Here is an 11790-nt window from a genome sequence, read left to right as displayed (position 1 = left end):
TCCCTCCTGAAAGCGGTTTACAACCCGAAGGCCTTCATCCCGCACGCGGCGTCGCTGCATCAGGCTTGCGCCCATTGTGCAATATTCCCTGCTGCTGCCTCCCGTAGGAGTCTGGGCCGTGTCTCAGTCCCAGTGTGGCTGATCGTCCTCTCAGACCAGCTACCCGTCGTTGCCTTGGTAGGCCGTTACCCCACCAACGAGCTGATAGGCCGCGAGGCCATCCTGAAGCGGCTGACCGTTTCCTCAGCAGACCATGCGGTCCGCTGAGGACATCCGGTATTAATCCAAGTTTCCCTGGGCTATCCCGGTCTTCAGGGCAGGTTCCTCACGTGTTACGCACCCGTTCGCCACTGTCCCCACCCTCCTCTTACGAGTTGGGTGGTTCTCGTTCGACTTGCATGCATTAGGCACGCCGCCAGCGTTCGTCCTGAGCCAGGATCAAACTCTCCATCGAAAGTTCGACCAAGGAGCGGAACCGCCGTCCGAAGACGTCGATCCCGTCCCAAAGGAGACCGTGCCGAGGACGGGGTCCTCTTGGTGGCACGGTCGTTGTTTGCATCACCCAGACACGCCGGCGCCGCCTGAGCGGACCGAGGGTCTGAGTGCATGCTGGCTTTTGACACGCTGTTCAGTTGTCAAGGAGCCCGGACCCTCGACGCGCGACAGCGCAGAGGGGTCTCAAACTCTACCACCGGCGCGCCGCGTCGGCGACGCGGTCGTACCGGGCGAACGGCCATTCAAGCACTTCGGTGCCGAAAGCCCAAGTCCTCACCCGATCAGCCTGGCGAAGCGTCTCTTCCCGACCTGGAGCAGCGCTCCGACGAGTCTCGATCGAGGAACCTCGAGGTCCGTGAGCTTCTCCCCGTCGAGCTTCACGGCCCCCTGGTCGAGGAGCCGGCGAGCCTCGGAGTTCGATGCGGCGAGCCCACCGGATGCGATGAGTCCGGGCAGCCAGACCGGGTCGTCGGAAGGGAGCGCCAGATCGTCGACCTCGTCGGGGGCGCCGTGCTCCCTGAAGACCCTGTCGAACGCCGCCTCCGCCTCCTCGGCCGCCCCCGCCCCCCAGTAGAGAGCCACGATCTCTCGGGCGAGCGCCCGCTTGGCGTCGCCGGGGTGGAGCCGACCCACCTCGATGCCGTGCATCGCATCGTCGGCCTCGGCCTCGGAGCGCTCGGCGGCCAGGACCATCCATTGCCTCATGGCGCCGTCCGGGATGCTCATGGTCTTCCCGAACATCTCGGATGGCTCGTCGGTGACCGAGACGTAGTTGCCGAGCGACTGCGACATCTTCCTGGCGCCGTCGGTGCCGACGAGCAAAGGCATCGTCATCACCACCTGGGGCCGCTGTCCCGAGCGAGACTGGAGGTCGCGGCCGACGAGCAGATTGAACAGCTGGTCGGTTCCCCCGATCTCGATGTCCGCTTCGACCGCGACCGAGTCGTACGCCTGGAGCAACGGGTACATGAACTCGATCAGCGAGATCGGATCGCCGGCGTCCCAGCGCTTGCTGAAGTCGTCGCGATCCATGATGCGGGACACCGTGAACTTCGACATCAGGTCGAGGACGTCGTGCATGTCCATCTTGGCGAGCCACTCCGAGTTGGGGCGAACTTCGAGGTTGTCGGGGAGGAGCAGTTCACGAATGGTCCCCATCACGCCACCGACGTAGGAGTCGACCTCGTCGCCGCTCAGCCTGCGGCGGGTCTCCGACTTGCCGGAGGGGTCGCCGACCTGGGCGGTGAAGTCGCCGAGGATCAGCACGGCGACGTGCCCGAGCTCCTGGAATCTCCGCAGCAGCCGTAGCACCACCGCCCAACCGAGAGTCACGTCCGGAGCGGTCGGATCGACACCGAGCTTGACCCGCAGCGGCCGCCCCTCTCCGAGGAGCCCCTCCAGATCCCCCTCGGGCAGAATCGTATCGACACCGCGGGTGAGGCGAGTCAGCTGCTCCGAGACCGGCAAGAAGTCCATGGTCGGGCGAGGTTAGTGAGGTCCGGCCCGACGGCCGCGGCGCGGCGGAAATCCCCCACTGCCCGCCGAGGTCGACCTACCGTTGAGCCGTGCAGCGCTGGCTCATGTCGTTCGCCGCGGTTGCGCTCCTGACCGCGGCCTGTTCCGTCGAGCCCCTCGCCGATCCCGGGATTCCAGGGGCGGGGGCGGAAACGACGATCGTCTACGCCTCGGACGGCTCGGTGCTCGCCGAGTGGCACGCCGGAGAGGACCGTCAGCTCGTCGAGTACGAAGACATCCCCCGCGTCGTGATCGACGCCGTGGTGGCGATCGAGGACGAGCGCTTCTGGGAGCACTCGGGGGTCGACCTCGAAGCGATCGGCCGGGCGATCATCGCCAACATCGAAGCAGGCGACGTCGTTCAGGGCGGCTCGACCATCACCCAGCAGTACCTCAAGAACGTGCTGCTCAGCTCCGACGTCTCGCTCGACCGCAAGCTCGAGGAGGCCGTCCTGGCGGTGCGTCTCGAAGAGGGGCTCGACAAGGAGGAGATCCTCGAGCGCTACCTCAACACGGTGTACTTCGGCAATGGCGCCTACGGGGTCGCCACGGCGGCCGATCGATACTTCGATGAGCCCCTCGGGAGGCTGTCGGTCGCACAGGCCGCCATGCTGGCCGGGCTGATCAAGGCGCCGTCGCGCCTCAACCCATACGAGAACCCGGACGGTGCGATCGACAGGCGGGACACGGTCCTCGACAAGATGCGCCAGCTCGGTTACATCGACGAGGCAGCGCTGACCGCTGCGAGGTCCGAGACCGTTGAGCTGCGGCCCCGAATCTCGGCGAAGGCCCGGTACCCCCACTTCGTCGAGGCGGTGAGGCGCCGACTGCTCGACGACCCGCGGCTCGGCGAGACGACGACAGAGCGCTTCAACATGCTCTTCCGCGGCGGGCTTCGCATCCACACGACGATCGACCCGTTCGTCCAAGACGCAGCCGAGGAGGCCGTGGGATCCGTCATCGCCGACGACGGACCGTCGGGAGCGATGGTCGCCATCGACCCGCGCACCGGCCACGTGCTGGCGATGGTCGGGGGGCGCGACTTCTACGACCCCGACGACCCGATCGCCCAGTTCAACCTGGCGACCCAAGGCCGGAGGCAGCCGGGCTCGTCGTTCAAGCCGTTCGTGCTGGCGGCGGCGCTCGAGAGCGGATGGGGTCTCGGCGACGTGATCGAAGCGGGAAGATCGGTCGAGATCGCGACGCCCTCGGGGCCGTGGAAGGTCGACAACTATGGGGGCGCCAAGTTCCCGAGCCTCACCTTGTCCGAGGCGACGGTGTTCTCGGTCAACGTGGCTTACGCCCGGCTGATCGACGCCGTCGGCCCGGACCGCGTCTCCGGGGTCGCCGAGGCGGCCGGGATCTCCACCGACCTCGAGCCGCTCCACTCGCTCGCCCTCGGCGCCCAGGAGGTGACGGTGCTCGACATGACGTCGGCCTACGGGACGTTCGCCACGGGAGGCGTCCACGTCGAGCCGATCCTCGTCACGTCGATCGACGACTCAGATGGTGCGAACGTCTGGTCGGCCGTTCCGGTGGTGACCGAGGCGATGCCGCGCTCGGTCGCCGATGACGTCACCGCGGCGCTCACCGAGGTGGTGCAGAGGGGAACCGGCCAGCGAGCCAGGATCGGACGCGAGATCGCAGGCAAGACGGGAACGTCGCAGAGCCATGCCGATGCCTGGTTCATCGGCTACACGCCCGAGCTCGTGGCGGGAGTCTGGGTGGGCTTCGCCGAGGGATTGGTGCCCCTCGAACCTCCGAACACCGACTTCCCGGTGACGGGGGGCCGGTGGCCGGCCGAGATATGGGCCGCCTTCGCTTCGGCCGCCCTGGCGACCACTCCGTACGGCGACCTGGCGACGATAGGGACAGACGGCCTCGTGACCGTCGAGATCGATCTCGACACGGGCTTGCTCGCCGGCCCGCACTGTCCCCGCGACCACGTCCAGAGGGTGCGCCTTCCCGCCGACCAGGTGCCCACTGTCGTGTGCACCGGCACCGTGCTCGACGGACTGCCGCTGACCGGCACCGGCCTGATGCCTTCGCTCGTAGGGCTCGACCTCGGGCGCGCCGTCGAGGTCGTCACCGCGGCGGGCTTCGAGGCGCGCCTCATCTGGTCGGAGGCGGGCAGCCTGCCCTCCGGTACGGTGCTCGAGCAGCGACCCCTCGCCGGGGCCACCGTCGTGGAGGGCGCCACCGCCACGCTCACCGTGGCAGGGCCGGAGCCGGGAACGACGGCGCCGGCGATGCTCGGGCTGCCGGTCGGAGATGCCGTGACGGCGCTCGAGAACCTCGGCCATCGCTACCTCGTCATCACCCGCGCCGAGGCCGACGCCGAGTCGGCGGCCGCCCGCTCCGGGATGGTGTGGATGCAGTCGCCGGCCGCCGGGCTCCCGATCGAGGGCACCATCCACCTGTGGGTCAATCCCTGACGACCCAGCGCCACGGCTCGTCGGCCGCCTTGCTGACCCCGATGCGTGGTGTCGCCTCGACGGCGGGCGGGGCCCTGAGGGCGTCGAGGAGGCGCACCGGCCCGGTGAGCACGGACGTGTGGTCGTGGGCTCCGGTGACCCCGAGCGCCTCGGTGAGCTTGCCGGGACCGTCTGTGAGCCGGTCGGCCCTTCCTCTCCTCGCCTCCATGGCCGGACGGCCCCGGATCGGACGGCCGCCTCTGAGGAGGACGGCGTGCGGTATCCCGTCGCCGCCCGTGACGATGTTCATGCACCAGTGGATCCCGTACGACCGGTAGACGTACAGCGTCCCCCGTGGCCCGAACATCGCCACGTTGCGGCGAGTCATGCCGCGATATGCGTGGCTGGCGGGGTCTTCGTCACCTGCGTACGCCTCGACCTCGGTCAGCTCGACCTCGGTGACCACGTCGTCGAAGCGGGTGCGGATCCGGCAGCCGAGCAGGCGGGGCGCCACCTCCCGCACGTCTCCTGTGAGGAGGTCGACGATCGAGGAGCGGCTCACCGAAGCTGGAGTTGGACCAGGAGGGCCTTGAAGGCATGCATGCGGTTCTCGGCTTGGTCGAACACGAAGGACCGCTCGTGCTCGATCACGTCGTCGGTGACCTCTTCGCCGCGATGGGCCGGCAGGCAATGGAGGAAGATGGCGTGGCGAGCCGCTTCACCGAAGAGCTCCGAGTCGACCTGGAATGGGGCGAAGAGGCGGCGCCGCTCTTCTGCCTCGTCCTCCTGGCCCATCGAGGCCCACACGTCCGTGTAGACCACGTCGGCGCCCGCCACCCCGACGTGCGGATCGCTCGTCACCATGATGCTGCCCCCGGTCGTGCGGGCGATCGCCATCGCCTCGGCTGTGATGTCCGCCGCCGGCTCGAAGCCCGGAGGTGCCGCCACCCTGATCTCCATCCCCGACATCGCCCCGGCGAGCATGAGCGAGTGGGCCACGTTGTTGCCGTCGCCGACGTAGGTGAGGATCGTCCCCGCCAGCTCGCGATGCTCTCGTACGGTCTGCAGATCGGCGAGCGCCTGGCAGGGATGGCTGCGGTCGGACAGAAGGTTGACGACCGGGGCATCGGCGTTGTCCGCCAACTCGACCAGATGGCGGTGGTCGAACACCCGAAAAGCGAGAATGTCCAGGTAGCGATCGAGCACCCTGGCGACGTCGGCGACCGCCTCGCGGCGACCGAGTCCGACCTCGTCACTCTTGAGGACGACCGGGTGTGCTCCTAGGTCGACGACGGCTGCCTCACACGAAACCCGGGTCCTCGTCGAGGGCTTTTCGAAGAAGAGGCCGACCTTGAGCCCTCGCAGCGTCCCTCGATGGAGCGAGCGGTCGGCCTTGACGGCGGCAGCCAGATCGAGCACTGCACCCAGGCCGTCTGGACCGAGGTCGGTCGTCATCAGGAAGTCCACGGAGCATCCTCCTCGGGGACCAATTCAGCCTGCCCCTCGCAGCGTCGCCCCGAGTCGAGCGGCCGCCGCGATCATGGCGTCTCGTTCGGCGGCGATCTCGTCCGCCGAGAGGGTCCTGTCGCCTGCCCTGAGCCGAAAGCGGATGGCTTGGCGATACATCCCGTCCGGCGTCCGGTATTCGTCGAAGACCTCGGCCGACTCGACCAGGGACGAGGCGCCGCTGGTCGCCTCGAGCAGGTCGGCGCCGGCAAGACCCTCGGGAATGTCGAACGACAGGTCGAAGTCGACGTGCGGGTAGGTCGACAGCGGCGCCATCTGACGGGTCGGAGTCTCCGCGACGAGCGGCTCGACGGCGACCTCGAGGACCGCAACCCTCCCCAGGATGGCGAGGCGCTCGGCGATGTCGGGATGGAGCTCGCCGGCGACCCCAACGACCTGTCCCCCGTGGAGCACCTCGGCGGAGCGGGTCGGGTGGAGCCCGGACGGAGACGCCTTCCTGCGGTCGAGGTGCACGCCGAGCACGTCGCCGACGGCTCGCAGGACGGCGAAGGCGGTGGCGGCATCGGCATCAGGCGCAGGCCGGCCGAGCGCCAATGGGCCGAACGGGCCCGTGATGGCGACTCCGAGGCGTACCGGCTGGTGAGGGAGGCGGGGATCGTCGCCCGCCGGCGTGTCGAAAAACGTCCGCCCCGTCTCGAACACCGCCACCGAGGCGGCTCCCCTGTTCCGATTGTCCCGCATGTCGCGCAATAGCGCAGGTAGGAGGCTCTGGCGCAGCTTCGACTGGTCGTCTCGCAGCGGGTTGCGCACCGCCACGACCCCCGCCGACTCGGCAGAGGCGAACTCCTCGAGCTCGGTTTCCGACACGAAGGGGAGGTTGATCACCTGGTGCAATCCCAGCCCCCGAAGCGTCTCGTGGAGCCTCCGCAGCCTTCGTTGCTCGACCGAGAGCCCTCCCGCCGGGCCGGTGGGAACCGTCGCCGGGAAGGTGTCGTAGTCGGCGAGCCGGGCGACCTCCTCGACGAGATCGACGGGGCGCGTGAGGTCGCCGCGGTAGGTCGGCACCTCGACCGACAGGAACCCGGTGGACTCGGTGACGCCCAAGTCGAGACGTCGCAGCAGCCTTGCGCAGCGTTCGACGGTGAAGGTGTCGTCGAGAAGCCGGTGTACCTCGGTGATGGGCAGCTCGATCGTGACCGGATCGAAGCGCTTCGCCACGATGTCGATGGCTTCCTCCAGGACCTCTCCACCGGCCACCTCGGCGAGCAGCCTGCTGGCTCGGGCGTTCGCCTGCGGCGCCAGATTCGGGTCGACGCCCCGTTGGAAGCGGGCGGAAGCCTCCGACTGGAGGTCGTGGCGGCGCGAGGTGTGCATGACGACGGCCGGGTTCCACGAGGCGGCTTCCATGAGGACGCGCTTCGTCTCCTCGACGACCTCGGATCGCGCCCCGCCCATCACGGCTGCCAGCGAGGTGGGCCCGTCGGCGTCGGCGATCACGAGGTCCTCGGAGGACAGCCTGCGGGTGGCGTCGTCGAGCGTCACGATGACCTCGCCGCCCGTCGCCCAGCGGACGTCGAGCCGACCGCCTGCGACCCGGTCGGCGTCGAACGCATGGAGCGGATGGCCCATCTCGAGCATGACGTAGTTCGTGACGTCGACGACGTTCGAGATCGGGCGCTGCCCCGCCTTGCGGAGCCGCTGGCGCATCCACAGAGGCGACGGCCCGACGGTGATTCCCCTGATCTCGCGGGCGACGAAGCGGTTGCACCCGTCGGGCGCCGAGATGGTGACGGCGACGTCGGGAGCCCCTGCCACGGGATCGAGCTTCGTTTCCGGCCGGCCGTACGGGATGCCGAACCAGGCGGCGAGCTCCCGGGCGACACCGACCATCCCCATCACATCCGGCCGGTTCGTCGTCACGTCGATGTCGAAGACGACGTCCGGCAACTCGAGAACCGACGCAAACGCAACGCCGATCGGCACGTCCGGATCGAGCACCATGATCCCCGCCTGGTCGTCTCCCAGCCCGAGCTCTCCCTCGGAGCAGATCATGCCGTTGGACTCGACGCCCCGGATGCGGCGGCTGGCGATCTCGAACCCGCCCGCCAGGACGGCACCCGGCAGGGCCACGGGCACGACGGCGCCCTCGTCGAAGTTCCACGCTCCGCAGATGATCTGATGGAGAGAGCCGTCGCCGACGTCGACGCGGGTGACCCTCACCTGATCGCCGTCGGGGTGCGGCTCGATGCTCTCCACCCTCCCGACGACAACATCGGTCCAGTCGGCCGTGTAATGGATGATGTCCTCGACCTGGTGGCCGAGGTAGTCGAAGGCGCGGGTCAGCTCGCCGACATCGGACGTCGGCAGATCGACGAGCTCGCTGAGCCAGCGCATGGAGACCCGCATCGGCTACCCCGCGAACTGCCGGAGGAACCGGACGTCGTTGTCGATGAAGTGCCTGATCGAGTCGATGCCGTGACGCACCATCGCCAGACGCTCGACCCCCATCCCGAAGGCGAACCCGGTGACCTCGGAGGGGTCGTACCCGACCGCGAGGAACACGTTCGGATCCACCATCCCGCAGCCGAGCATCTCGAGCCATCCCCTTCCCTTGCACACCCGGCATCCTGCCTCTCCCCCGTCGCAGTTGAAGCACGACACGTCGAGCTCGGCGGATGGTTCCGTGAACGGGAAGAAGTGCGGTCGCAGCCTGACCTCGGTCGCCGCACCGAAGAACTGACGTGCAAACTCGGCCAGGGTCCCCTTGAGGTCGGAGAACCGGATCGACTCGTCGACGGCCAAGCCCTCGATCTGGTGGAAGACGGGCAGGTGAGAGGCGTCGATGGTGTCGTTCCGGTACGCCCGGCCGGGCGCCACGATGTAGACCGGTGGCTCGTGCAACTCCATGTAGCGAGCCTGGATCGGCGAGGTGTGCGCCCGCAGCAGCACCTCGTCCGCAGGGTCGCCGTAGTCCAGGTACATCGTGTCCGATTCGAGCCTGCCCGGATGATCCGGTGGCGTGTTGAGGGCGTCGAAGTTGTACCAGGCGAGCTCAGCTTCCGGGCCCTCGGCGACGCGGTACCCGAGCCCGACGAAGATGTCGACGACCTCGTCGGTCACCTGTTGGATGAGATGGAGCGTCCCGAGCGGAAGTCTGCGGCGGTCGACGGTGACGTCGAGTGCCTCGTCTTCCATCTCCCCGGCCCGCTGCACCCGTTCGAGGACCGCCCGCTTCTCGGCGAGCGCGCCTTCGAGGTCCTGGACGGTCTCGTTGATGGCACGCCCGGCATCACGCCGCTCGTCCGGGTCCATGCCCCCGAGCGAACGCCTCGCCGCCGCCAGGTCGGAGTCACGACCGAGGAACTCTTCCTCGACCTCGGCCAGCCCCTCCAGAGTCTCGGTGGCCGCGATGGAGGCGACGGCACGCGCCCGGAAGGCTTGCAGGTCCATGCGGCCGGTCACGTTAGTCATCGCCGTCTCCTCTCGATCGCCATCGTTCTCGGTGCAGAGGGCATGAGAAAGGCCCGGTCCTGGCCGGGCCTGCGTCGAGACGAGATGGAGAGCGAATCACACGACGGCTACGGCCCGGGCCACGGGCCCGGTAAACGCGAAGCGGAGTCGATCGTGTTGCACCGTGCGACGATATCACGGCCGGCGGACGTCGGGGCAGGGTACCCGCCGCCACGGCGAGCGTCTCAACGCCTCTGGCCGAGCTCGTAGATCGCGATCGAGCCTGCGATCGCCACGTTGAGGCTCTCGACGTCACCCGACATGCCGAGGGTGAGGGCGCGATCGCACGCCTCGGCCACCGAAGCCGAGAGCCCGTGGGGCTCGCTGCCGACGAGGAGGGCGACGGGCCGGCCGCCATCGAACGCCTCATCCGGTCCGAGACCTCCCGCCACGACGGATGCAACCAGGAGGAGCCCGGCCGCTCGCAGCTCTTCGATGGGCTCTCGTAGCGGGACGATGGCGGTCGTCCAGTGGGTGCCCGCGGCGGATCGCAAGACCTTCGGGGACCACATGTCGACGGTGTTCGGCGTGGTCGCCACCTGCATGCCGAAGGCGGACGCGGTGCGCAGCAGTGTGCCGGCGTTCCCGGGGTCGCCCACCTCGTACAGGACAAGGGTGTCACGTCCCTCGAGAGAGCTTGGCGCCTGCATCGTGACGATGGCGATCGGGCTGCGCGGCGTCCCGGTCGTCGCCACCGCCTCGAGGACGTGGCGGTTCACTCGGACGGTGACGTCACCGAGGCCCAAGGCTTCCGGGATCGGGTCGTCTTCGAGGGCGAACACCTCAACGATCTCTGCTCCGGCACCGGAGGCCGCCTCGAGAGCGTGCGGGCCCTCGACGAGGGTCCTTCCCTCGGCGCGGCGCACGGAGGCACGCGCCAGACCCCTGGCGTACATGATTCGCGGATTGCGTTGTGACGTGATCGGATCGGACACCAAGTCGGCGCCTCCGTCAGCCGGACGCCCCTGCGACCTCGACGAGCGCCGCGAAGGCTTCCGGATCGTTCACCGCCATCTCGGCGAGCATCTTGCGGTCGACCTCGACGTCGGCAGCCTTGAGCCCGGCCATCAGTCGTGAGTACGAGGTTCCGTGCTGCCGGGCGGCCGCGTTGATCCTCGTGATCCAGAGGCGGCGGAAGTCGCCCTTGCGGGCGCGCCGGTCGCGATACGCATATTGGAGCGAGTTGAGCGTCTGCTCGCGTGCCGTCCGGTAGCGCCGGCTGCGGGCGCCGGTGTAACCGGACGCCCGCTCCATGACCTTGCGGCGCTTCTTGCGGGCGTTGACGGCTCTCTTGACCCGTGCCATCTGCTCCTCCTACCTGCCCAACAGACGGGCTGACCGCTTGGCATCGCCCCCGGTGAGGACGGCGTCGCCCGCTACCCGTCGCCAGCGTCGCCCCGACTTCTTGTGGCGGTTGTGACCGTGCCATGCCTTGCGGTGCATGATCTTCCCCGTCCCGGTCACCCGCATTCGCTTGGCGGCACCCTTGTGCGTCTTCTGCTTCGGCACGTCGTCTCTCCTCTGATCCCTCAGTCTTCTTCGTCCCCGCTCGGCGAGCCGGCGGCGTCACCCGATTCCGCTGATTCGGCCGAATCGGCCGCGTCGCTCGGCTCCGCCGGGGCGGCCGAATCGGCAGGTGCCTCGACACCCGCGAGGTCGCCCAAACCGGCTGGGATCGTCTCCTCATGCTCTGTCTCGTCTCGGTCGTCTTCCGTCTTCGATCGTTTCACAGGAGCGAGAACCATGGTGATCTGCCTGCCTTCGAAGGCGGCGGGAGTCTCGATCACGCCGAAGCTCTCGACACCCTCCGCCAGCCGGCGAAGGATGGCGTGACCGATCTCGGGGTGGGTGACCTCTCTGCCCCGGAACCGCATGGTGACCTTGACCTTGTCGCCCTCTCCGAGGAACCGCTCGACCCGCTTCCGCTTCACCTCGAAGTCCCCGTCTCCGATCTTCGGACGGAACTGGACTTCCTTGATGATCGTCCTGGTCTGCTTCTTGCGAGCCTCTCTGGCCCGAACCGATTGCTCGTACTTGAACTTGCCGTAGTCCATGAGCCTGACCACGGGTGGTCTGGCGTCCGGAGCCACCTCAACGAGATCCAGCTCGAGCTGGTCGGCGAGCCAGCGCGCCTCTTCGATCGACTTGATGCCGATCTGGCCACCTTCAGGGTCGACGAGCCGCACCTCCCTGGCGCGGATCCGGTCGTTGACCCTCGGTTCTCTGCTGGTGATGTGTGACCTCCAAGTCGTCGCGAACGTGTCGACCGCCCACGAAAAAGGCAGCTCGAAGCTGCCTGAGATTCGTGTACCTCGGCGCACTGTCCGTGGGCGGCGCCGATGCGTCGCTCGTCGTGGCCGGGTGGGAAGCAGGCGCTTCCTCTTCGTGT

Annotated in this window: 10 protein-coding genes and 1 rRNA gene; 1 reads left to right on the top strand and 10 read right to left on the bottom strand. The window is 68.3% G+C overall.

Features of this window, described 5'->3' with window-relative positions:
• Both VGC47_07785 and tyrS read right to left on the bottom strand, forming a co-directional pair.
• A 16S ribosomal RNA gene (locus VGC47_07785) occupies nucleotides 1-454 on the bottom strand; the annotation flags it as partial.
• A gap of 314 nt (nucleotides 455-768) precedes the next feature.
• On the bottom strand, nucleotides 769-1971 hold the full coding sequence (tyrS, locus tag VGC47_07780; GenBank protein ID HEX9855197.1) for a tyrosine--tRNA ligase: 1203 nt from the start codon (nucleotides 1969-1971) through the stop codon (nucleotides 769-771).
• A gap of 89 nt (nucleotides 1972-2060) precedes the next feature.
• On the opposite strand from tyrS, the gene VGC47_07775 reads away from it, so the two are divergent.
• A complete protein-coding gene (locus VGC47_07775; protein HEX9855196.1) occupies nucleotides 2061-4445 on the top strand; it encodes a PBP1A family penicillin-binding protein in 2385 nt (794 codons plus the stop codon).
• Here VGC47_07775 and VGC47_07770 read toward each other — a convergent pair.
• From VGC47_07770 to infC, 8 genes are all read right to left on the bottom strand, one after another.
• Entirely contained in the window at nucleotides 4435-4986 is a 552-nt protein-coding gene (locus VGC47_07770) for a DNA-3-methyladenine glycosylase (GenBank protein ID HEX9855195.1), read from the bottom strand. The genes VGC47_07775 and VGC47_07770 overlap by 11 nt on opposite strands.
• Nucleotides 4983-5891 carry an ornithine carbamoyltransferase gene (gene argF / locus VGC47_07765; GenBank protein HEX9855194.1) on the bottom strand — a complete coding sequence of 303 codons (909 nt, stop codon included), beginning with the start codon at nucleotides 5889-5891 and terminating at the stop codon, nucleotides 4983-4985. Before argF ends, VGC47_07770 begins: the two co-directional genes overlap by 4 nt.
• 24 nt (nucleotides 5892-5915) lie before the next feature.
• Nucleotides 5916-8285: a phenylalanine--tRNA ligase subunit beta gene (gene pheT, locus VGC47_07760; protein ID HEX9855193.1), complete on the bottom strand. Its 2370-nt coding sequence runs from the start codon at nucleotides 8283-8285 to the stop codon at nucleotides 5916-5918.
• A 15-nt stretch (nucleotides 8286-8300) separates the two neighbouring features.
• Nucleotides 8301-9362: a phenylalanine--tRNA ligase subunit alpha gene (pheS, locus tag VGC47_07755; protein HEX9855192.1), complete on the bottom strand. Its 1062-nt coding sequence runs from the start codon at nucleotides 9360-9362 to the stop codon at nucleotides 8301-8303.
• Nucleotides 9363-9586: 224 nt separating this feature from the next.
• Entirely contained in the window at nucleotides 9587-10336 is a 750-nt protein-coding gene (locus VGC47_07750) for an RNA methyltransferase (protein ID HEX9855191.1), read from the bottom strand.
• Between the two features lie 16 nt (nucleotides 10337-10352).
• Nucleotides 10353-10706 (bottom strand): 50S ribosomal protein L20, encoded by a 354-nt coding sequence (gene rplT, locus VGC47_07745; protein HEX9855190.1) that lies wholly within the window; start codon nucleotides 10704-10706, stop codon nucleotides 10353-10355.
• A 9-nt stretch (nucleotides 10707-10715) separates the two neighbouring features.
• Nucleotides 10716-10910, bottom strand: a complete 195-nt coding sequence (gene rpmI, locus VGC47_07740) for a 50S ribosomal protein L35 (GenBank protein HEX9855189.1) — start codon at nucleotides 10908-10910, stop codon at nucleotides 10716-10718.
• 20 nt (nucleotides 10911-10930) lie between these two features.
• Nucleotides 10931-11722: a translation initiation factor IF-3 gene (gene infC / locus VGC47_07735; GenBank protein ID HEX9855188.1), complete on the bottom strand. Its 792-nt coding sequence runs from the start codon at nucleotides 11720-11722 to the stop codon at nucleotides 10931-10933.
• Nucleotides 11723-11790: the final 68 nt, after the last annotated feature.

The organism is Acidimicrobiia bacterium (assembly GCA_036396535.1).
Lineage (GTDB): Bacteria > Actinomycetota > Acidimicrobiia > Spongiisociales > UBA5794 > DASWKR01.
Note: the sequence above shows the minus strand (reverse complement) of the source record. Positions and strands in the feature narration are given on the sequence as shown.